General features: G+C 65.8%; 2 protein-coding genes. Both read right to left on the reverse strand.

The annotated features are described in order from the left end of the window. The coding region (locus AC6CDK_RS17710; protein WP_496639952.1) for an endonuclease Q family protein at positions 1–1,339 on the reverse strand (1,339 nt) is incomplete at its 3' end. Positions 1,340–1,800: 461 nt separating this feature from the next. Beyond that, positions 1,801–1,941, reverse strand: a complete 141-nt coding sequence (locus AC6CDK_RS17715) for a carbohydrate porin (protein ID WP_226048568.1) — start codon at positions 1,939–1,941, stop codon at positions 1,801–1,803. Positions 1,942–1,943: the final 2 nt, after the last annotated feature.

A 1,943-nucleotide genomic window follows, 5' to 3' on the forward strand; every position in this document is an offset into this window, starting at 1 on the left:
CGGCTGCCGGAGGCCGGCCGGTCGCTTTGGGGCGCCCCCGCCGGGGGGACTCCCCGTCGCTGAAGAGTCCCCCCTGTCCTGACAGCCGGGCCACTTCACCCTCCTCGAAGACCTTGATGGTTCCGTACTCGCCGTCGAAGCCCCCCTGGCGGATGACCCGCCCCTCTCTCATCCGGACGATCGCCTCCGCCAGGACCGGCGATGCGGCAGCGATCTCAGCGGAATCGGCCCGGAGAAGGATGTTCAGCTCCGAACCGAACCGGTCGATAAGCCGGACATAGTTGCTCATGACCTGTTTGGAGGCCGGTCCCACCCCGAGGATCTCCCCCACCACCTCTGCCAGCGGCACCAGACTGAAGAACGCCGGGGCGTCGGCGGGATAGAGCGGCGTGTCCCGGTCAGCCAGTTCCAGCACCCGGTGGAGCACCCCCACGGTGAGGGGGCGGCCGCACACGGGGCAGCGGCCCCCGTGCCGGCGCGTCTCGTCGGGTTCGAAGCGGATGCCGCAGTCCCGGTGACCGTCCATGTGGTACTTCCCCTCCTCGGGAAAGAACTCCACAGTGCCGCTGAAGGTTTCGCGGCTGTTGCCCTTCAGGGCGTCGCGCAGTGAAAAGAAGTCAAAGCCGGTGCTGAAGAGATTGGCCTCGCGCCCGAGCCGGGACGGGGAGTGGCAGTCAGAATTGGAGATGAGGGAGAACCGGTCCAGGGCGGAAATCAGCCGGTTCATGTCCGGATCGGAGGAAAGTCCGGTCTCCAGGGCAAACACGTGGGGGGTGAGGTCGCCGAAGCACTCTTCCACGGTATCGAAACCGGACTTGGAGCCGAACAGTGAAAACCAGGGGGTCCAGATGTGGGCCGGCACCAGGAATCCGTCCGACGTGGCCTCCAGCAGGATTTCCAGCAGGTTCCGGGAGTCGAGGCCGAGGATGGGGCGGCCATCGGACTCGATGTTGCCGATGCCGGCCAGCCGCGCGTTGATCCGTTCAGCCGCTGCAAAGTCAGGGACGTAGAGGAGGTTGTGAACCTTGCGCACCACGCCGTGCCGCTTGTAGATGCAACTGATCTCGGCGGTGAGCATGAAGCGGACCGGTGCCGAGGAGGGAGCGAGCCCGGCCAGGGGCGCGGGGACATTCTCGTCCCGCAGCCGGAAGAAGCCCGGCTCGGCCGGCTCCAGCACCTCCCGCAGCCGGGCGAACCACCCCGGATGGGTGAAGTCCCCCGTGCCCACCACCTGGATCCCCTTCACCCGGGCCCACCCGGCAAGCCCTGCAAGGTCGCACTCCTTGCTCGTTGCCCGGGAAAAGGGCGAATGGATGTGGAGATCGGCGCAATAGTCCATGGCAGAGGCACCCCCTGGATCGACGTTCGTGAGTACCATCAACCGTACACGTCAACCGGGCGCCTGTCCACCCCCTATTCCTCCGCCGGGGGCGGCACGCGGCCGGTTTGTCCGGAGTACGGCGGAGAGGCGGGATTGAGGCTGCGCGAGTTACGATGTTGCGGGATCCTTTCTACTTCTTGCCGCAGCAGCCTGACTCACCCCCCCTGCAGTGCCCATGACTCAACCTCCCAGTCCCAGGGGCACGCTCCCCTGGTAGACGGTAAACGCCCCCGGGCCAGAACCGAACCATTTTCAGGAGCCGAACTCCTGGCGCATGGCGATGCCCCCCACGCACGGCACGAAGGGTAGCAGAAACGCCGTCAGGGCCTTGTCCCAGGGGCATCATGGGAACTCCTGTCGTGAACACCCCGCTAGGGACGTGATTCGCTGCCCCCTGCCAGCGTTGCAGAATATACCGTCTAGAAACTGATCAGCGAGCGCAGACCCAGGGCCACCACGTCATCCCTGCTGCTGTCCCCCAGGGGATCGATCAGGTACTGAACCACAGGCGCGATGCCGATCTGCTCGTTCACCTGGACCTTGTAGTAGAGCTCCGCCAGCT

This window comes from Geobacter sp. PheSNFMC (assembly GCF_059620965.1).